Source organism: Achromobacter sp. JUb104, from assembly GCF_024806975.1.
GTDB classification, from domain to species: Bacteria; Pseudomonadota; Gammaproteobacteria; order Burkholderiales; family Burkholderiaceae_B; genus Achromobacter; species Achromobacter spanius.
In genome coordinates this window covers 1,321,832-1,339,529 of record NZ_JANUEY010000001.1, presented here as the reverse complement: position 1 = coordinate 1,339,529, position 17,698 = coordinate 1,321,832, and the positions used below count along the sequence as shown (strand labels likewise).

At 62.7% G+C, this 17,698-nt stretch carries 20 protein-coding genes; 9 read left to right on the top strand and 11 right to left on the bottom strand.

Annotated elements, in window-relative coordinates; all coding sequences use genetic code 11:
* Positions 1-32: 32 nt before the first annotated feature.
* From M2361_RS06200 to M2361_RS06180, 5 genes are all read right to left on the bottom strand, one after another.
* Positions 33-533 (bottom strand): hypothetical protein, encoded by a 501-nt coding sequence (locus M2361_RS06200; RefSeq protein WP_259247038.1) that lies wholly within the window; start codon positions 531-533, stop codon positions 33-35.
* A 41-nt stretch (positions 534-574) separates the two neighbouring features.
* Positions 575-1,042 (bottom strand): M15 family metallopeptidase, encoded by a 468-nt coding sequence (locus tag M2361_RS06195; RefSeq protein ID WP_259247030.1) that lies wholly within the window; start codon positions 1,040-1,042, stop codon positions 575-577.
* A 212-nt stretch (positions 1,043-1,254) separates the two neighbouring features.
* Positions 1,255-1,596: a cyclophilin-like fold protein gene (locus tag M2361_RS06190; RefSeq protein WP_259247028.1), complete on the bottom strand. Its 342-nt coding sequence runs from the start codon at positions 1,594-1,596 to the stop codon at positions 1,255-1,257.
* A 236-nt stretch (positions 1,597-1,832) separates the two neighbouring features.
* Positions 1,833-2,990 carry an MFS transporter gene (locus M2361_RS06185; protein ID WP_259247026.1) on the bottom strand — a complete coding sequence of 386 codons (1,158 nt, stop codon included), beginning with the start codon at positions 2,988-2,990 and terminating at the stop codon, positions 1,833-1,835.
* Complete coding sequence (locus M2361_RS06180; RefSeq protein WP_259247025.1) at positions 2,987-4,099, bottom strand: alpha/beta hydrolase; 1,113 nt, start codon at positions 4,097-4,099, stop codon at positions 2,987-2,989. Before M2361_RS06180 ends, M2361_RS06185 begins: the two co-directional genes overlap by 4 nt.
* Positions 4,100-4,234: 135 nt before the next feature.
* Here M2361_RS06180 and M2361_RS06175 point away from each other — a divergent pair, with 135 nt between their 5' ends.
* On the top strand, positions 4,235-5,149 hold the full coding sequence (locus M2361_RS06175) for a LysR family transcriptional regulator (protein ID WP_259247023.1): 915 nt from the start codon (positions 4,235-4,237) through the stop codon (positions 5,147-5,149).
* 42 nt (positions 5,150-5,191) lie between these two features.
* On the opposite strand, the gene M2361_RS06170 is transcribed toward M2361_RS06175, so the two are convergent.
* Positions 5,192-5,869, bottom strand: a complete 678-nt coding sequence (locus M2361_RS06170) for a carboxymuconolactone decarboxylase family protein (protein WP_259247022.1) — start codon at positions 5,867-5,869, stop codon at positions 5,192-5,194.
* 118 nt (positions 5,870-5,987) lie between these two features.
* Complete coding sequence (locus M2361_RS06165; protein WP_259249248.1) at positions 5,988-6,437, bottom strand: cupin domain-containing protein; 450 nt, start codon at positions 6,435-6,437, stop codon at positions 5,988-5,990.
* Positions 6,438-6,653: 216 nt separating this feature from the next.
* Between M2361_RS06165 and M2361_RS06160 the strand changes: the two genes are divergently transcribed.
* Positions 6,654-7,574: a LysR family transcriptional regulator gene (locus M2361_RS06160; RefSeq protein ID WP_259247021.1), complete on the top strand. Its 921-nt coding sequence runs from the start codon at positions 6,654-6,656 to the stop codon at positions 7,572-7,574.
* Positions 7,575-7,725: 151 nt separating this feature from the next.
* Here the strand turns inward: M2361_RS06160 and M2361_RS06155 are convergent, their stop codons facing one another.
* A complete protein-coding gene (locus M2361_RS06155; RefSeq protein ID WP_259247019.1) occupies positions 7,726-8,805 on the bottom strand; it encodes a sensor histidine kinase in 1,080 nt (359 codons plus the stop codon).
* Between the two features lie 183 nt (positions 8,806-8,988).
* Between M2361_RS06155 and M2361_RS06150 the strand changes: the two genes are divergently transcribed.
* From M2361_RS06150 to M2361_RS06130, 5 genes are all read left to right on the top strand, one after another.
* Positions 8,989-9,675: a LytTR family DNA-binding domain-containing protein gene (locus M2361_RS06150; RefSeq protein ID WP_259247018.1), complete on the top strand. Its 687-nt coding sequence runs from the start codon at positions 8,989-8,991 to the stop codon at positions 9,673-9,675.
* Between the two features lie 2 nt (positions 9,676-9,677).
* Positions 9,678-10,562, top strand: coding sequence for a LysR substrate-binding domain-containing protein (locus M2361_RS06145; RefSeq protein ID WP_259247017.1), 885 nt, complete (start codon positions 9,678-9,680; stop codon positions 10,560-10,562).
* Positions 10,563-10,710: 148 nt separating this feature from the next.
* On the top strand, positions 10,711-11,928 hold the full coding sequence (locus M2361_RS06140) for a CaiB/BaiF CoA-transferase family protein (RefSeq protein ID WP_259247015.1): 1,218 nt from the start codon (positions 10,711-10,713) through the stop codon (positions 11,926-11,928).
* Between the two features lie 15 nt (positions 11,929-11,943).
* Complete coding sequence (locus tag M2361_RS06135) at positions 11,944-12,795, top strand: enoyl-CoA hydratase-related protein (protein ID WP_259247014.1); 852 nt, start codon at positions 11,944-11,946, stop codon at positions 12,793-12,795.
* Positions 12,796-12,882: 87 nt separating this feature from the next.
* A complete protein-coding gene (locus M2361_RS06130) occupies positions 12,883-13,866 on the top strand; it encodes a Bug family tripartite tricarboxylate transporter substrate binding protein (protein ID WP_404976281.1) in 984 nt (327 codons plus the stop codon).
* A gap of 110 nt (positions 13,867-13,976) precedes the next feature.
* Here the strand turns inward: M2361_RS06130 and M2361_RS06125 are convergent, their stop codons facing one another.
* The 3 genes from M2361_RS06125 to M2361_RS06115 form a co-directional block, all read right to left on the bottom strand.
* Entirely contained in the window at positions 13,977-14,618 is a 642-nt protein-coding gene (locus M2361_RS06125) for a tripartite tricarboxylate transporter substrate binding protein (protein WP_259247012.1), read from the bottom strand.
* Positions 14,615-14,944: a tripartite tricarboxylate transporter substrate-binding protein gene (locus M2361_RS06120; RefSeq protein WP_259247008.1), complete on the bottom strand. Its 330-nt coding sequence runs from the start codon at positions 14,942-14,944 to the stop codon at positions 14,615-14,617. The genes M2361_RS06125 and M2361_RS06120 overlap by 4 nt, the downstream gene beginning before the upstream one ends.
* Positions 14,945-15,026: 82 nt before the next feature.
* Complete coding sequence (locus tag M2361_RS06115; RefSeq protein WP_259247001.1) at positions 15,027-16,124, bottom strand: mandelate racemase/muconate lactonizing enzyme family protein; 1,098 nt, start codon at positions 16,122-16,124, stop codon at positions 15,027-15,029.
* Between the two features lie 98 nt (positions 16,125-16,222).
* Here M2361_RS06115 and M2361_RS06110 point away from each other — a divergent pair, with 98 nt between their 5' ends.
* Positions 16,223-17,164 (top strand): LysR family transcriptional regulator, encoded by a 942-nt coding sequence (locus M2361_RS06110; protein ID WP_259247000.1) that lies wholly within the window; start codon positions 16,223-16,225, stop codon positions 17,162-17,164.
* Positions 17,165-17,251: 87 nt separating this feature from the next.
* Entirely contained in the window at positions 17,252-17,695 is a 444-nt protein-coding gene (locus M2361_RS06105; protein WP_259246998.1) for a DUF695 domain-containing protein, read from the top strand.
* The last annotated feature ends 3 nt before the right edge of the window (positions 17,696-17,698 follow it).

Below are 17,698 nucleotides of genomic sequence, written 5' to 3'. Positions count from 1 at the left end.
CCTCCATGCACCGCCGCAAGATTTCAGCCTTATCAGGGCGGCGGCTGCTTCAGGTTTTGTTCCGCCGAGCGATCGGTTTCTTCCCCCACTTCGGTCGTCGTGGGTCCCTTGTAATGGGCGGTCGTCCTGGCAAACAGGGCACAGACAATCACCACGGCGCCGACGAACACCGCAATCGTCCCCGGAGACCGACTGACCAAGCTAACCTTGGGAACGGAAACCGCCGGCGCCTCGCCCACCGACACCACGGTCGCGCTTTCATGCGAAAAGAAAGACACCGCCAATCCCGCGAATGAGATGCCTCCGCCGATCAAGACCACGATGATTCGCAGCAATATCAGGTTCGAGCTTCCCAACGTGCTCGCCACAAACGCGGGATCAGCGCCTCCGTCCTGAATAACGCTCAACACGCGCATTTGAGTCAGCGCAACCAGCAGCAGTATCGACATGAGCAGCGCAGTCAACGCCACGCCCAGCCCCAGCCAGATCATGGACTGCCACTTTGGTACGGAAGAAGCACCTTCAGTCGACATGCCGCCCCCCCGGATATATCCGCCTTTGAACCCACTGCCCTTCAGGGATATTGGCTGCGCTGCAACTCGAAATGAGGCCCGTCAATAAAGGCAGACAAGCCCTGCTTTTTTCGCCGCGCCACGTAGTTGGCGACCAGGTCTTCGGGCAGTTCCGTTGAATTGGTGAAATCAACGTCCCACGCCCCTCCCCAACGAAGGGGAATTTTCAGTTCCTGAGCCCCTATCCGCATCGCATCCGCGATCAGATAGATGGGCGGCCATTCCCAACGCAGCTTCCCATTGATATACGGAACCAGGTCAACGGCATGCCCACTGACATGCCGAGAATCCAGGGTTTGTGATGCCCCTCGCTGCACCATCTGTTGTTGTTCAGCGATGGTGCGAATTCCGTCATGCACGGCAAACTCTTGAACAGAGAGCTGCACGGCCTTCTCGACGATCGAGACCAGTGCCTCGTGGACGCGCAGAAGTTCTTTTTTCGACCCGGCACTTAGCACAAAGACGCCCATGGCTTTGCCCCTTTATCAGATGCTCAACAGCGGCGTTCAAGAAGAGCGAGTGCTATTGATATCCGCAACGGTGCTGGCGCGCATACTCGATATTAGGTATGCGCGAAAAGGCAATGTCTGACCGCGAGTCAAGGGCGCTCGCAAAGCCACCTTGCGCATGAACCTGCGCAACTTAATCGCCAAGGATTTTTAGGGACGTCAAAGCCATGACGCTAGTCCTTGGCGAACCCGATCCGCGCATTTCCGCTGCCAAGCGCCTGCGCCAGGCCGTCGACGTCGTCTACCCGGCCAATCGGCGTGTAAGCGTACGACGACTGGAAGGTCTGATAGAAAACGACCAGGGTTCTAGATCCGTACAGCATGAGATCGCCGCTTCGGATCGTGCCGGGCCGGCTGGCGTTGGTGGGCAGCGCGCGCGGAAGGTCTGCGTGCTTTTCGTTGTCGTTGAGGTCGGCCATGTCGATCGTCAGGGGCAGCATGGCGGCGAATTCTCGAGCCGCCATGGTGTCGGCCAGTGTGATTGCGAAGCGGCGTTCGCCAATGGTCATCCACATGCTTGCTTCCTCCGATTGGATTGCGTCCACAGCCGTGGCTGCGGCTAGGGGCGGGCCTGAAGCGCCGGGCTTGGCGGCGTGGCTTCCCCCCAGCACAAGAACGCCGCAAAACAGGCCAAGCCAGCGCCAAACTCGCGGGCGACGCAAGTGTCGGATTTTAATGGCCGGCTGGCGTTGTCCGCCGCGAGCGGCGCGAAGGTTCGTCGTCATGGCTTTCATTTAATGCGATGCGCGGCTCAGGCCGCTTGCCGCGGTTGCGAGCGCGACGCCAGAAAAGCAAGAAAGGCTGCGACTACCAGCGCCGCCGCACTCGCCACGAAGGTGCTTTGATACCCCACCGAATCGAACAGCACGCCACCCACGAGCGAACCCAGAGCGATGGACAACTGAATTACCGCCACCATCAGGCCGCCCCCTGCCTCGGCGTTGTGCGGCATGGCCTCAGCGATCCAGCTCCACCAGCCAACGGGTGCGGACGTCGCCATCAGGCCCCAAAGAGCCAGCAGCGCCACCACCGCGGCAACCCAGGTGCCGAAAGGGATCAGCGCCAGGGCAATGACCGCCATCAATGCCGGAATGAGGATCAACGTCCGGTACAAGCCACGCTTGAGAACCGCGCCAATCAGCGCGGTGCCAATAAAGCCCGCCACACCGATCACCAGCAGGATCAGCGATAGCGTGGACACGTTCACTTGCGTCACCGATTCAAGAAACGGGCGCAGGTAGGTGAACAACGCAAACTGGCCCAAGAAGAAGGCTCCACACCCGGCCATGCCATAACGAATGGTGCGGCTCTTAAGCACCCTGAACACGCTGCCAGAGCCAGGCGCGCGTGCCGCCGGCTTCATGCAAGGCAAGGCGATCCACTGCCAGACCAATGCGATTGCAGCCACGGGCAGCAGCGCGAAGAACGCACCCCGCCAGCCGATGATGGAGCCCAAGTAGCTTCCCAGGGGCGCCGCAATCACCGTCGCCAGCGCGTTGCCGCCGTTGAAAATGGCCAGGGCCTTGGGCACCTGGCTCGCCGGCACCAGGCGGATTGCCATGGCGGCCGACATGGACCAGAAGCCGCCGATCACGACACCAATGAGCGCGCGGCCCACCATGTACGTCACATAGTTCGGTGCTGTCGCCACGATGACGCCGGAGATGCCCATCAAGACGGTCAAGATCAGCAGCAGCTTCTTGCGGTCCATGGCGCCTGCCACGGCCGAGATCGACAGGCTGGTCAACACCGCGAAGGCGCCGGAGATCGCAATGCCCTGCCCCGCCATGCCTTCTGTTATTCCCAGATCGCCGGCGATTGGCGTCAGCAAACTGACGGGCATGAACTCAGAGGCCACGAGTGCGAACACGCACAGCGACATGGCGAATACGCCGCTCCACGCCTTCATGTGGAAGCCAAGTGCTGCGTGAAGAAAGCCGCCAGCTTGTCAAAGGGAATCACATCCAGCCGGTCGTACAGATCAATGTGCGTGGCGCCCGGAATGATCATCAGCTCTTTCGGCTGGGCGGCAGCCGCATAAGCCGTTTCGCTGAAGTAGCGCGAGTGCGCCAATTCGCCATGGACGAACAAGATCGGACGCGGGGAAATTTCCGAGATGTACGTCAGGATCGGCATGTTCATGAACGATAGCGGCGTGGTCATCGTCCAGGCGTTGCCCGAATTGACCGCGCGCGGATGCCGCCCGCGCGGCGTCATGTAGTAGTCGTGGTAGTCCACCAGGAACTGCGCTTCCCCACCCTTGAGAACGTTGTAGGACGGCTGATAGGCCGGCGTACCCTTCTCGGCGTCTACCCAACGCTGCTGGCTGAGTTGCGCAAGCGTTTGGGTGCGCTGTTCGCGCGTCACGCTATCGTTGTAGCCCTTGGACATGACGCGCGTCATGTCGTACATGGTGCTGGCAACGACGGCCTTCACGCGCTTGTCCACCGCGACGGCGTTCAGAACCATGCCGCCCCACCCGCAAATTCCAATGACGCCGATCCTGTCACGGTCGACGGCGGGTTGCAGGCCAAGACAGTCAACCGCCGCGCTGACGTCTTCGGTATTGATGTCCGGCGAGGCGACGTTGCGGGGTTCACCGCCACTTTCCCCCGTGTAAGACGGATCGAAGGCCAGGGTGACGAACCCCCGCTCTGCCATCGTTTGCGCATAGAGGCCCGAGGACTGCTCCTTCACGGCGCCGAACGGGCCGCAGACGACAATGGCCGCTTGCTTGCCACTGGCGTTCCTGGGCTGGTACAGGTCACCCACCAGGGTGATGCCGTAGCGGTTCTTGAACGTAAGCTTCTTGTGCAGCACCTTTTCGCTCTTGGCGAAGGTCTTGTCCCACGTCTCGCCAAGTTTCACCGGCGACTGGGCGACGGCTGGCGCCGCCCCCATGGCCCCCACGCTCAGGGCCGCGATGCCGGTGCCGGTCATCTTCAGGAGGCCGCGGCGGCTGATGTCCTTGCCGTACGGCAAAAACACCGTACTACTAGCTTCATTTTTCTGGGTCATGGTGATTTTCCTTTCTGCGAGCCTTTCCATCGGTATGAAGCAGATTCTCCCGCGCGAGGCGCACCATGACTAGCTAATGAATAATGAATAGGCTTATAAGTATTACTAATCAAAAGTCCGTGGGACACTTCCGACATGGTCAGACGAAACCTCAACGATCTCCTCTCATTTGTGACCGTGGCGCGGGAAGGCAGCTTCACGCGCGCCGCCGCGTTGCTGGGCGTAACCCAATCGGCGCTAAGCCAAGCCATCAGCGGCTTGGAAACCCGGCTGGACATCCGCCTGCTGACGCGCACCACGCGCAGCGTGTCGCCCACCGCCGCCGGGGAACGGCTGTTGCAGGCCATCGGGCATCGCTTCGACGAAATCGAAGCGGAACTGGATGAATTGTCGGAACTGCGCGACAAGCCGGCGGGCACCGTCCGCATCACCTGCGGCGACCATGTGCTGAAGACCACGCTGCTGCCGAAGATTGCCCCGCTGCTACGCGAGTACCCGGACATCAACGTAGAGTTCGACGTCAACTACGGATTCCGCGACATCGTCGCGGACCGCTTCGACGCGGGCGTGCGCATGGGTGACACCATCGACCGGGACATGATCGCAATGCCGATCAGCCCCAAATTGCGTATGGCCGCCGTCGCCACGCCGGACTACTTCGCCAAGCATTCGAAGCCGAAGCGGCCGGAGGATCTGACAAAGCACCGTTGCATCAACATCCGCTTCCCCACGCATGGCGGCTTGTACGTCTGGGAATTCGAACGCAAGGGCAAGCAGTTGAACGTCCGCGTCGATGGGCAAGCCACACTGAACAGCACCCCGCACATCGTTCAGGCAGCGCTGGAAGGCCTGGGCATTGCCTTCCTGCCAGAGGAAGAATTCGCGCCCCACATCGACGAGGGGCGCCTTGTGCGGGTGCTGGAGGACTGGTGCGCGCCCTTCGCCGGCTACTACCTCTATTACCCCAGCCGGCGGCAGCCGTCTCCGGCCTTTTCCTTGGTGCTTGATGCGCTGCGTACGCAGGAGCCGCCTGCAAAGAAGCGGCGATGATGGCCCGCATGCCTGACTGCTGTCGGGCGGACCACGCCTTGTTCACTTGCGCGCTTTAGCCGCCAGTTGACGCGCCAACGCTTCACTGGCTCGACGCCCCATATCAGCATCCACGCCCGTCACCAGCACTTGGCCAAGCTGACGCAACTGGCCAGCGGTGAGGCCGACGTTCATGCTGATGCGCATGTGCGCCTGCAATTGCGATTCGGCGCCAGGCAGCGCGGACAGCATGCTGACGGTGGCTAACTCGCGACTTTGCCAGTCGAGGTTGTCGCGCTCGAAGATATCGCCGAACAAGTGGTTGCGCAGGTATTCGTTGGCGACGGGCGCGAAGTCGAACAACGGCCCTTCCACCGGCGCGCCCGACAGCTTCGTCTGGTTAGCCGTGCCCGCGGCCAGCAGCGCATCCCCCTTCGGAATGGGGCGAGTGGGTGCATTGCCGGGCGCATCCTGGATGCCCCGTTGCTTGCGGGCGTCCAACACCTTCATCAACTCGCTCAGCGCATTCAGGCTGCGGGGAAATCCGGCATAGGCATACAACTGCACCAGGATCTCGCGGGCGTCGCTTATCGTCATCCCGCTATCCAGGCCCTGGTTCAGCGCGACGTTCAGCTTGGCCATGTCACCTGCCGCCGCAAAGGCGGCGATCGGCACGATGGCCTGCTGCCGGGCGTTGAGGGTTTCGGAAGGGGTGGGCGCGCTGGCCGGTGCGGGGTTCATCTGTCGGGTTTCCTGTGCGTGGGCGGGCTGAATCAACGCACCAGCCAAGCTCATGGCGGAGACCAGTGCACTCCAATGTTGGCGCGATTTGCCCGGATGAACGCGCGCTTTGCCCGGCTTAATGGGCGTCATATTGTTCATCGCTGACCTTCTCCATCCAGTTGACGTTCTTTCCATCTGCCGTCGCGGTGACAGCGATATGGGTCATGGCAGTGCTGGGTGCGGCGCCGTGCCAGTGCTTCACGCCCGGCGGGCACCAGACGACATCGCCCGGGCGTATGACCTGTACGGGCTTGCCCCACTCCTGGGTCAAACCAACACCCGACGTCACCACCAGGCGCTGTCCCGCAGGGTGCGTGTGCCACGCCGAACGCGCGCCAGGTTCAAAGGTGACAAGCGCCCCTGATGCATTGATGTTCTCGTTGTTCGGCCAGACGGGATCAATCCGCACCCGGCCCGTGAAGTACTCGTTCGGACCCGCGATTGAGGCCTGTTCGCCCGCGCGTGTGATCGCCTGGGCTGCGGTGGAGGCTTGGGCTTGCGGCTCGGCGGCATTGGCGGCCGCCATCTGAAAGACCGCGGCGCAAGCGGCGATTGTCGGGATCTGGGTTTTCACGTGGTTCGACCTTTTTTAAGTGCGGCGCAACGGCCATGATTAGCGGTTCCTCGAGGTGTTTCCGACGGCAAAGCGAGCATTTACCGCCGGCTTTTCGCTACTGTATGATCGGGTCGATTAGATGAGAAGACTGAAAAATCAGCATGCCCTGGTGTGCTGAATTCACTAATGGCCAAAGAAAACCTGAACGACCTCCAAACCTTCGTGGCTGTTGCGCAGGCGCGAAGCTTCACGCGCGCGGCGGCGCAACTGGGCTTGTCGCGCTCGGCACTCAGCCACGCGATGCTGGCGCTGGAAGCGCGCTTGGGCGTGCGCCTACTCACCCGCACGACACGAAGCGTGTCAACGACCGAAGCCGGGCAAAGACTGCTAAGCGTGTTGAGCCCACACTTCAACGAGATCGAACAGGAACTCGCATCGCTGACCGCCATGCGGGACAAACCGGCCGGCACGGTTCGTATCACCACCCATGACCACGCCATCAAGACGGTGCTCTGGCCACGTCTGTTGCCGCTGTTGCAGCAGTATCCCGACATCCAGGTCGAATTCAGTGTGGACTATGGGTTCACCGACATCGCGGCAAACCAGTTTGACGCTGGCGTGCGCAGCGGCAATCGCATCGACAAAGACATGATCGCGGTGCGCATCGCGCCCGATTTCCGGATGGCGGTCGCGGCCTCGCCCGCCTATCTAGCCGGCAAGCGCCCGCCCAGCACCCCGCAAGAGCTGACGGACCATTGCTGCGTCAATCTACGGCTACCCACGCATGGAGGCCTGTACGCCTGGGATTTTGCAAAAGGCGGAAAGGCGCTAAGCGTCCGGGTGGCGGGCCAGACGATCTTCAACAACACCTTTCTGATGCTCCAGGCGGCGCTGGACGGCATGGGCCTGGCGTATGTCCCCTACGACCTGGTGCAGCCCTATGTGGAACAGGGCCGCCTGGTGCCCGTGCTGGAAGACTGGTGGCCGGTGCTGCCTGGCTACCATCTCTACTACGCCAACCGGCGACAGATTTCCCCGGCATTGGCGCTGGTCATCGAAGCCCTGCGGTATCGGCCCGATGCGCCGAAAAAGCGCCGAGGAGCGTGATCAGGATTATCCGGCGCGTCAACCTCAGCGCACTTTCGGCGTGGGGAATGATGGGAAACGCTCAGATAGCCTTCCACCTGATTGCGGGAGCTAAATCCAATAGGTGTGGCTTATGTCCGCTTTTCGGGCGATAAGCCACAAGATAAGGGAGTTACAGCGGCTCCGGCGCTCCCCTCAGCCTGATCTCGGCTACGGTGCTGTCGCCGCGCTGATCCAGCGAAAATGCGTGTCGTCCGGCGTATCGCAACTCAAGGCGGCGGCAAAGATTGCCGAGTCCGCCGCCGCTTCGGACCACGTCGAACGGCGCTTGCAAGCGGCCCGGGTTTTCTACCTGGATGATCAGTTCGTCGCCTTCTAGCCGGGTGCGAATATGGATCACAAAGCGCTCGTGCGCGGACCGCATGCCGTGCTTGATGGCATTTTCAACAAGGCCTTGCAAGGTCATCAGCGGCAGGTTGATTTGCAGCGTGGCCGGGTCGATCTGGCATTGGCACTCAAGCTGCGTGTCGAAGCGCAAGGCTTGTATGCGCAGATAGGCTTGAGCCGCCTCGATCTCTTCTTCCAGCCGGGACAAGCCGCGCCCGCGACGGTCCAGTGAATAGCGCAGGTAATCCGCCAGGCGGCGCGTCATTTCTTCCGCAATGGCGGGGCGCTCGGCAATCTCGGCCACGATCGTGTTCAGCGCATTGAAGAGAAAGTGAGGCTCTATCTGCAAGCGCAGATGCTCCAGCTCCAGTTGCAAGGACCGCGTCTCGGCCTTCATCTTTGACATGCGTTCGGTGCGCGCGGACAGCTCAGCCGACACGCCGAAGTACACCAGCGTCCAGATGGAAAGAATGCCCATGTAGTAGAGAAACGCCAGCCGGTACTCATTACCGGGCATCACCTGCATGCTTCCTGGCGGGAACATCTGATGGATGGCGGAGGAAACCGACGCCAGCAACGCCGAGGCCGCCAGGCACAACAGCACGGCGCTGACAAGCACCAGGATCGGCGCGTCGGCCTTGCCCGCGCGGCGCCCATGCAGCACGGCGGCCACGCTGGTCATCGCGAAGGCCAGCGGTTCCAGCACCAGCGTCAGCCAGACCGCCGCGGCCGAATTGCCGAACACCGCCATCCGGATAAAAAAACCGACGACCGCAAGGAAAAGCCATCCCACGATCTGGGCGCGCCAGAAGCCCGGCGACGATTCCCCTTGACTAAGGCTCTGGCTGAGTGATGTGGACATCATGGACTAGCTCTTCTTGAAACAGCCATATTCAAGCGACGCGACGGGTTCACGGAACAGCGCATATGGCCTTATATTTACCGGCGTATCGGAATCGAAGATATATCGAAGCCGAAGATATATCGAAACCGTCGATGTATCGGAACCGAAGAATATACTCGCCACACTCCGGCGCCTGAGAGGAAAATGCTACGTGTGCTGATCGTCGACGATGAGGCTCCCGCACGGCGCTACCTGCGCCGGCTGCTCGAAGCCACGCCCGATATCGAGGTCACCGGCGAGGCCTCCACCATTGAGCAGGCCCACGAGCTGATCCAGGCACACGCGCCAGACGCCCTGTTTCTGGACATCGAACTGACATCCGGCACCGGGTTTGATCTTCTGAGCGATCTGGAATCCGCGCCCGCCGTGGTCTTCGTCACCGCGCACAACGACTACGCCACCCGCGCGTTCGACGTCGCGGCGGTGGATTACCTGCTCAAGCCGGTCAGCCCCGAGAGGCTTGCCCAGACGTTGGCGCGGCTACGGCCCCGCGCCACCGGCTACGTGCCGATGAAAACGAAGGCCGGCACCAAACTCATCAAAGTCGAAGCGCTGACGCTCGTTCAGGCCCAAGGTGACTACGTCCGCCTGTGCAGGGCCGCCAACGACAACGAGCTGATGCACATCACGCTCAAACGCCTGGCCGCGCATCTGCCGTCCCCGCCTTTCTGCGCCTTGTCCCGCTCGATCATCATCAATCTTGAGCATGTCTTGCAGTTATCGCCCCTTTCCGGCGCGCAGACGGAAGTGACGTTCAGCAATGGCGTAGCGCCCATCGTGCTGGGCCGCGTCGCGTCGCTGCGCCTGCGGCGCGCGGTGGCGCGGGGCTAGCCATGGCTAGACGCGACTTGCTTCCCCCACTGAATCCCGCCCGGGCGTTCGAAGCCACGGGGCGCCTGCTAAGCATTTCCAAGGCAGCCGATGAACTGTGCGTCACACCGGCGGCGGTCAGCAGGCAGGTCCGGGCGCTGGAAAACTACCTGGGCACACCGCTGTTTTTACGCATACGCGGCGGCCTGACCCTGACACCGGCAGGCGCACGCTATCTGTCGGACCTAATACCGTTGTTTGCGACCCTGCGTGAGGCCACCCTGGCGGTGGCCGGCGCCAGCGTGGGCCGGGATACGCTGCGCATCCGCTCACCCGCTACCTTTGCCGTGCGCTGGCTCATCCCGCGACTGGCAAGTTTTCATCAGAAGCATAAAGACATCGACGTTCAAGTCATGACGTCGTTCGCGCCGCTGGATTTCCAGCGCGAAGATATTGACGCCGGCATACAGCTGGGCGATGGACGCTGGCCGGGTATGCGCACGCTGCAGCTTGTGCGCAACGAGCTGGTGCCCGTAGCGGCCCCCACGCTGGGGCTGACGCACAAGAAGCAACTGGCGACGCAAACCTTGCTGCATTCCATGGCGCGCCCCGACGATTGGATGCTATGGCTGCGCGCCGCAGGCTTGCGAAACATCAACCCCGCGCAAGGCATGAAGTACGAAACCTCGTTGCTTGCCTACCAGGCAGCCATCGAAGGGCATGGCGTCGCCATTGGCCAAAAGGCGCTGATCGAAAAAGAACTGGCGGACGGAACCTTGGTGGCGCCGCTGGATCGCATACTCGACCATGAGGATTTCACGTATTACTTCGCCTGGCCGACGGGCAAGCCGCAATCCCGAGCGTTGCGTGTGTTCCGCGATTGGCTGTCCACCTTTGTCGCCGTTTGATCTGCACGCGCCTGCATTGACCCTTTTACAAAAAGTCAAAGCATCCGGTCGATAAAGTCGTTTGCCGGGTCTGGCGCCGCTGCCTATTCTGCCTGCATGACACGAGAACACGGTCACCCATCAGACCGTGTCGTGCAGGAGACAGGACATGTTCAAACGTAGCTTGCGAGACCTCCGGGTCGTGGATTTCTCGCACGTCCTCGCGGGCCCCGTCTGCACCATGATGCTTGCGGACATGGGCGCGGACGTCATCAAAATCGAACCTCCCGGCGGGGAACTTGGCCGGCAGATCGGCCCGCCCTGGATCGCGGGCGAAAGCGCCGTGTACTTGAGTGTGAATCGCAACAAGCGCGGCATCGCGTTGGATCTGAAATCCGACAGCGGTCGCGAGGTCGCGCGCCGCTTGGTCAGCCGCGCGGACGTGGTGGTTGAAAACTACCGTCCGGGCGTCATGCAGGCGTTTGGTCTGGGCTACGACACGCTGGCCAACAGCAATCGCGGATTGGTGTATTGCTCCATTTCCGCGTACGGACAAACCGGCCCGCTGCGTGGCCGGCCCGGTGTAGACGGCATCATCCAGGCCGCCAGCGGCTTGATGAGCACCTTGGGCGTCGCGGACGGCGAGCCGGTAAAAGTCGCGACGCCGGTTGCCGACATGGTTACGGCCTACCTGGCCACGATTGCGATTCTGGCCGCGCACCACGCGGCGCAACGCAGCGGCCAAGGCGAATACCTCGACATCAGCCTGTACAACGCAACGCTGATGCTGCAGCAGATCGGCTACGCGTCGTACTTTGCCTCGGACACCGCACCCGCCAAGGCGGGTAGCGCCGCCCCCTACGCCGCACCGAACGAGGCATACCAGACCCTCGATGGCTGGATCATGGTGGCCGCCTACCACCCCAAGCGCTGGCAAGCCTTGTGCGCCGTATTGGGCGCCGGGGAACTGGAACATGATCCGCGTTTTTCCAGTAATGAATCCCGCGTCGCGCACCGCGATGCGCTTCGCCGGGCGTTGACGCCCTTGTTTCGGCAGCGTGCCACCGACGAATGGGTGAAGCGGCTTGCCGAGTCGGACATCCTGTGCGCGCCGGTGGCGGACTACGACGATGTCGTCCGCTCACAAGAGTACGCGGCGAGCGGAATCGACAGTTGGGTTGACCATCCTGTTGCTGGAAAGGTGCGCATGCCGGGCTTTGCACCGGGGCCCGCTCGCGCAACCAGCGCGAATGCCCCCATCACGGCCGCGCCAACGCTGGGCCAGCACAGCCGCCAGATCCTCACCGAATGTGGCTATGCCCCGGCGGAGATCGACGCCCTGTTTGGTAGCGGCGTACTGGGTCAACCCGAGCAATTTTCTACATGAGCCAAGGACACACCAATGAAATCCAATGAATCCGTCGCCGGAGAGGCCGCCTCGCCCATTGCCGAGGTATTGATCCTGCAAGACGTCGCCGACGACGTCCTCACACTGAGCCTCAATGACCCCGATACAGGCAATGCCATGTCGGTACGCATGGCCGAGGCGCTTGCCGAGGCCCTGGAACGGGCCAATACGCTATCAAACGTTCATTGCGTATTGCTGCGCGCCACAGGCAAGCATTTCTGCACGGGCGGCAATGTGAAAGACATGGAACAAGGGGCCGACTTGATGCAAGGCTCCGCCACCGAAATCCGCGCCCGACTGAAATCAACGCTGCATCGAATCACTCATGCATTGCAAGCCTTGCAGATGCCGTCTATTGCGGCGGTCAATGGGGCGGCTGTGGGAGCCGGCTGTGACTTGGCCCTCATGTGCGACCTGCGCGTGGCCAGCGAAAGCGCGACATTTGCCGAAAGCTTCCTGCGGCTGGGCCTGGTGTCTGGCATAGGCGGCGCCTGGTTCTTGACCCGCATCGTGGGGACGGCAAAGGCGTTGGAGTTGACCCTGACCAGCGAATTCATCGACGCGGCGACCGCGTTGCAACTGGGCATGGTGTCCCGCGTGGTGGCGCCGGAAGCGTTGGACGAGACAAGCGCCGCCTTGGCCCGGCGCATTGCGTCGAATCCCCCCCAAGCCTTGCGCATGGCCAAGCGCCTGGTATTGGATGCCGCCGAGTCGACCTTGCCGATAGCGCTGGAGACCGCTGCCGCCATGCAGGCGATTTTGCTTTGCGGCGATGAGCACAAGGCCGTCGTGCGCGATTTTCTCTCGCAGCGCGCCCGCCGCGCCCCTTCCTTCCAGCCGGTTTGAGCGCGTTGACCACGCACTCAGAAGGCGGGCATATGAAGCGTGCAGGCCAATGACGCCCGCACCAACTAATTGCAGGAGACAAACATCATGAACCGCATCATTACTTTTACCGTCCGCCTGGCGGCATCTATGTTGGCCGTCCTTGGCCTCGCCTGGACCGTCTCGGCACATGCGGCCGGCTACCCTGAAAAGCCCGTGACATTTGTCGTGCCATTCGGCGCGGGCAGCGCAACCGACCTGCTGGCTCGCGCATTGTCAGCGTCGCTTACGCAGCAGACGGGGCAAGCTGTCGTCGTGGAAAACCGGCCAGGCGCAAGCGGCATGATCGCCGCGCAGCATGTGGCCCGAGCCGCCCCCGACGGCTACACGGTGTTGATCACCACCAACACGACGCAAGCCGCCAACCCCCATCTTTTCAAGACGCTTCCTTATGACCCGGTAGCGGATTTCACCCCACTGACAGCACTGGGACGCGGCGGTCAGGTTTTAGTGGTGAAAGCCGACTCGCCTTATCGCACGGTCGATGACCTGGTTCGCGCGGCCAAGCAAGCCCCCGGCAAACTGAGCTTCGGCAGCGGCAATTCGTCCAGCCGCATCGCAGGCGAAATGCTCAAGCAACTGACCGGTACGGACATCGTCTGGGTCGGCTACAACAGCAATCCCAATGCGCTTAACGATCTGTTGGGCGGTCACATCGACATGATGGTGATCGACACCGTGACCGGTTTGTCGCAAATCGAGGCAGGCAGACTGCGCCCACTCGGCGCATCAACCCAGGAACGCCTGCCGCAACTGCCGGATGTGCCTACCCTGGACGAGGCCGGCATCAAAGGCTATGACATGGGTTACTGGTTCGCTGCCTACGTTCCGGCCGGATCACCCGCGCCGACTGTTGCGAAGCTAAGGCAGTTGCTGGTCGGGGCGGTGGGCAGCGACGGCGCGCGGGCATTCTTTCGAAACTCAGCAACTCAGGCGTGGACAACAACCTCCGCCGAGCTGAACGAATTTCAGGCCGCCGACATTCAGAAATGGGGCAGGGTCATCAAGGCCGCAGGAATCGCGCCCGAATGACCTGCTCACCGGGTATGAGCCGAATCGGCAAGCGCGCTGACCCAATTCGCGTGCCCCCTCACCCCACCTTGCGCTCCACCGAGCATGCGCGCGGGCGCCATCTGCGCACCCTACTCCGCCTTGATCCCCCCACGCTGGATCACCCCCGTCCACTTCGCCACATCGTCCTTTATCCGCTGCGCGAATTCAGCCGGGGTGCTGCCCACCGGCTGAAAGCCCAAGCCCGCCAGCTTGTCGCGTAGCGCGCCGTTGCGCACGGAGTCGGCCAGCGTTTTCGACAGCCGCTCGATGATCGGTGCCGGCACGCCGGCTGGCGCCACCAGGCCGAACAAGGGCGAGATGTCCACGCCTGGCAGACCCGCCTCGGCAAACGTCGGCACATCAGGCAACTGGCTGACGCGCTTGGGGCTCGTGACCGCCAAGGCCTTCAGGCGCCCCGCCTTGATGTGTTCCAGCAACGTGGGCACCGTGGCGAATGCAAACTGCACCTGGCCGCCCAACAGATCGGTGATGACGGTGCCGCCGCCCCGGTACGGCACGTGCAGCACGTCCACGCCCGCCTGCTGGCGCAGTTGCTCACCCGCCAGATGCGGACCGCTGCCCACCCCCGCCGACCCGAACGACAACGTGCCCGGCTGCGCCTTGGCCAGCGCAACAAAAGCGGCAACATCGCTCGCCTTGACGGACGGATGCACCACCATCACGAACGGCGCGGTCGCCATCAGCGAGATCGGCGCAAAGTCCTTGATCACGTCGTAGGGCTGGCGATCACCCAGCAGCGCGGGGTTGATGGTGAAGGTGAATCGACCATGCCGATGGTGTAGCCGTCCGGCGCCGACACCGCCAACGCGCGCGTGCCGATCGTGGTGCCGCCGCCGCCCCGGTTCTCAACCACGAAGGGCTGGCCCAGCGCCTCGGCATACACCTGCCCCGCCATGCGGCCCAGCGTGTCGGTGGCCGCGCCCGGCGGATAGGGGATGTATAAGCGCACCGCCTTGTCCGGATACTGCGCGGCGCGTGCCGCGAAGCTCCAGGGCAACGCGGCCGCGCCCACTGCCATGGCTGTGCCGTTGATCAAGAACGCTCTGCGCGATAAATGCATATTGTTGTCTCCAGGTTTATGTTTGATGCGGCCTCTTTGGGCTCGCGTTGTCGTCGTGTCAGGCGCTGTAGCGGCCTTCGGCAAGTTCCGCTTCCGGATCCGCGCCCAGCCCGGGCCCGTCCGGCACGGTCACCCAACCGTTGGCAATGGGCACGCTGCGCCCATAGGGCACGTGCGCAAGTTCCACGTAAAGGCGTTCCAGTGATACCTCGGCCTGCTGTGCTGCGATCAGGTGCAGGCTGGCCAGATAGCCCGGGCCAAAAAATGCCACCTGCGGCGCGCAGACGACGTTCGTCCCCGCGCACTTCTGCGCGATGCGCCACGCGCCGGTCAGGCCAAGTTTGATGACGCTGGGCTGCACATACTGCGCGGCTTCGCTGTCCACCACCCGCTCCAGGTCGGTGACGCTGCCGGCGTTCTCGCCCACGGCCAGCGGCACGCCACAGGCACGCTTCAAGCGGGCCAACGCGCGGTCGTCCTCCGGCGGCCACAGCGGCTCTTCAATCCAGAACGGATCATGCGGGCGCATGGCGGCGATGGCGGCCTCGGCCTCGCCCGGCAACCAGGCGCAGTTCGTATCCACCATGATGGGCACGCCCGCGCCGGTACTGCGGCGCACGGCGGCCAGCGCATCGGCGGTGCGCTCGTGCAGCTTGATCTCGGTATAGCCTTCGTTCAAGGCGCGCGTTGTCACCGCGTCCAGGCGTTCCGCGTTGCCGTAGTACTGAAGCAGCGACGCATAGACGCGCACGCGATCACGGCGCTTGCCTCCCAGTAGTTGATACAAGGGCACGCCGGCACGCTTGGCGCGCAGGTCCCACAGCGCGATGTCCAGGCCGGCCAATGCATGCACAACCGGACCCGACCGCCCCAGGTTGTGCAGCGTGCGCTGCATACCCGGCAGCAAAGTGTCGTCATCCGCATCCCGCCCGCAGGCCAGCGGCGCGATCAAGGTCTCAAAAATGGCGACCAAGGCGCGCGGCTCCACGCAATAAGACTCGCCCCAGGCCACCGTGCCGTCTTCCGTCTGCACGCGCACCAGCGCGCTGTCCAGCTTGTCGCGCGGACGGCCGGCGAACAGCGGCGACGGGCTCCAATGATGAAACGGCAGGCGCAAGGGGATGCAAGTGACGGAAACGATGGTGTTGGCGGGCATGGCGATAGCTGAAGAAGCAAAATGCGATCCGGCTATTCTGGCGGCGCCCCCTTCATATGGTCAAATAGATGAATTGACTATTTCCATATGAAATTCATATGTTCAATCGGCGAGAACTCCTGCTGCTGCGCGCCATGTATCGGCACGACACCGTCACCGCCGCCGCCGCTTCCGTCAACATGACCCAGCCCGCAGCCAGCGCCCTGCTGCGCGACATGGAAACCCGCCTGGGCTTCGCGCTGTTCAGCCGCGAGAACCGGCGGTTGCACCTCACCAGCCAGGGTCGCGCGCTGATACCCGAAGTGCTCAACGCATTGGCCGGCATCGAAGCGGTCGACCGGCTGGCCGTCGACATCCGGCAAGGGGCGTTGGCGCGCTTGGACGTGGGCGCGGTTGCGATAGCGGCCTCCAGCCTGCTGCCCCCGGCGCTAGCCGCCATGCGACAGGCGCACCCGACCGTCGCGGTAACGGTACGCGCCGGCACCGCGCTGGAGATCATAGAAATGGCGGTCGACCATCGCATTGATCTGGGCATCATCATCGGCGCACCGTCCGACATCGACCGCGTCAGCAGCTTGCGGTTGGCGCCGTTGAGCCTGCACGCGGTCATGGCGCAAGATCATCCCTGGGCGCGGCAGTCGGCGCTGACACTTGAACAGGTGGCCAATGCTGGCCCGATCGTGCTGGCCCCCGCCCTGCCCGCCGGCCGCGCAACACGCCAGGCGCTGGAAGCGCGCGGGCTGCCGTATCAGCCAATCATCGAAGTGGCGCAGTCATCGGCGGCCTGCGCGCTGGCGGCGCAAGGCTTGGGCGTGGCCATCGTGGAAAGTCTTGGCGCGCACTATGCGGAGCGCCAGGGATTGGTGGCGCGGCAGTTGCTGTCGCTGGAAGATCCGGTGCTTGCGGTGGTCTGGTCGAAAGACCGCGCCATGAGCGCGCCGGCGCAGTTGCTGCGGGACGGGCTGGCGGAGCAGGCGCGACTTACGGCGCAAGCGTGTGGCACGTGTGTCCCACAGCCTGGGATCGATAGCTTGCGATAGACTTCGCGCTTCTTTTTTTGAAGACGAGCTTTGCTCGGAACCAAGCGCTGAACCCGCCGGTTCGGCTTCTATATAGGAAGGCATTCAATGAACAGCATTTTCCCAGGCGATCTCTGGGCAGTGGGAGAAACCCGCGTCAACGACCTGTCGGTCATCGTTCGTTTTCGTACCGGGCTGCCGGCGGCGCCTGATCGTCAAGTCAATGAGAACCTGATCATCATCTCCTGGCCGTATACGGGCATCGAGTCCGGCATGCCCAATGACGAAGACAAGAAGAGCACCAACAACTTTGAAGAAGCCATCGAGAACGGCTTCGAGAACTCCAATGTCGGTGTGCAGGTGGCTTGCCTGACCGGCAATCATCTGAAGGAGTGGCGTTACTACACCCCGAACGTTGAGGCCTTTCTGGACGCCTTCAACGAATGCCTGGCCGGGCATCCGGTCTACCCCATCAATCTGCGCATGTTCAAAGACCCCGATTGGAATGGGCTGTCGAAATTGCAACCCGAGGGCTCGGAACAGATTCATTGACGA

Bases quoted from the DNA above. Each gene is read 5' to 3' on its own strand.
- M2361_RS06200 (WP_259247038.1), bottom strand. From the start codon at position 533: ATGTCGACTGAAGGTGCTTCTTCCGTACCAAAGTGGCAGTCCATGATC.
- M2361_RS06195 (WP_259247030.1), bottom strand. From the start codon at position 1,042: ATGGGCGTCTTTGTGCTAAGTGCCGGGTCGAAAAAAGAACTTCTGCGC.
- M2361_RS06190 (WP_259247028.1), bottom strand. From the start codon at position 1,596: ATGTGGATGACCATTGGCGAACGCCGCTTCGCAATCACACTGGCCGAC.
- M2361_RS06185 (WP_259247026.1), bottom strand. From the start codon at position 2,990: ATGAAGGCGTGGAGCGGCGTATTCGCCATGTCGCTGTGCGTGTTCGCA.
- M2361_RS06180 (WP_259247025.1), bottom strand. From the start codon at position 4,099: ATGACCCAGAAAAATGAAGCTAGTAGTACGGTGTTTTTGCCGTACGGC.
- M2361_RS06175 (WP_259247023.1), top strand. From the start codon at position 4,235: ATGGTCAGACGAAACCTCAACGATCTCCTCTCATTTGTGACCGTGGCG.
- M2361_RS06170 (WP_259247022.1), bottom strand. From the start codon at position 5,869: ATGAACCCCGCACCGGCCAGCGCGCCCACCCCTTCCGAAACCCTCAAC.
- M2361_RS06165 (WP_259249248.1), bottom strand. From the start codon at position 6,437: ATGGCGGCCGCCAATGCCGCCGAGCCGCAAGCCCAAGCCTCCACCGCA.
- M2361_RS06160 (WP_259247021.1), top strand. From the start codon at position 6,654: ATGGCCAAAGAAAACCTGAACGACCTCCAAACCTTCGTGGCTGTTGCG.
- M2361_RS06155 (WP_259247019.1), bottom strand. From the start codon at position 8,805: ATGATGTCCACATCACTCAGCCAGAGCCTTAGTCAAGGGGAATCGTCG.
- M2361_RS06150 (WP_259247018.1), top strand. From the start codon at position 8,989: ATGCTACGTGTGCTGATCGTCGACGATGAGGCTCCCGCACGGCGCTAC.
- M2361_RS06145 (WP_259247017.1), top strand. From the start codon at position 9,678: ATGGCTAGACGCGACTTGCTTCCCCCACTGAATCCCGCCCGGGCGTTC.
- M2361_RS06140 (WP_259247015.1), top strand. From the start codon at position 10,711: ATGTTCAAACGTAGCTTGCGAGACCTCCGGGTCGTGGATTTCTCGCAC.
- M2361_RS06135 (WP_259247014.1), top strand. From the start codon at position 11,944: ATGAAATCCAATGAATCCGTCGCCGGAGAGGCCGCCTCGCCCATTGCC.
- M2361_RS06130 (WP_404976281.1), top strand. From the start codon at position 12,883: ATGAACCGCATCATTACTTTTACCGTCCGCCTGGCGGCATCTATGTTG.
- M2361_RS06115 (WP_259247001.1), bottom strand. From the start codon at position 16,124: ATGCCCGCCAACACCATCGTTTCCGTCACTTGCATCCCCTTGCGCCTG.
- M2361_RS06110 (WP_259247000.1), top strand. From the start codon at position 16,223: ATGTTCAATCGGCGAGAACTCCTGCTGCTGCGCGCCATGTATCGGCAC.
- M2361_RS06105 (WP_259246998.1), top strand. From the start codon at position 17,252: ATGAACAGCATTTTCCCAGGCGATCTCTGGGCAGTGGGAGAAACCCGC.